General features: G+C 58.5%; 1 protein-coding gene. It reads left to right on the top strand.

Features of this window, described 5'->3' with window-relative positions; genetic code table 11:
• Positions 1 to 258 (top strand): hypothetical protein (locus A6049_RS33810; protein ID WP_205412055.1); only part of this gene is annotated, 258 nt, incomplete at both ends.

The following is a 258-nucleotide window of genomic DNA, read 5'->3' as shown; positions in this document are numbered from 1 at the left end:
TTGGCGAACGCGGGCATCTATGCCGCTCGAGGAGATTATACGAATGCGGCCTTGTCCGCTGCAGCTGCAATTCCGTTTGTGGGCTGGGCGGCGACCGGAGCCAAGTTCGCGGTGAAGGGCTCGAAGTTGCTGTCCAAAGCAGGCAAAGTTATTGACAATGTGATGGGTGTAGCCAACAAGGTCATGGACAAGGCCGGGCAGGTAGCGAAGGCCATGGGAGACCTGGCAAAGAAAGCCGGGGATACCATCTCCGGTGCG

The sequence above is a fragment of the Paenibacillus sp. O199 genome (genome assembly GCF_001636635.1).
GTDB lineage: Bacteria > Bacillota > Bacilli > Paenibacillales > Paenibacillaceae > Paenibacillus > Paenibacillus marchantiae.
The sequence above is the reverse complement of the archived record's forward strand: the minus strand, read 5'-3'. Positions and strand labels throughout refer to the sequence as shown.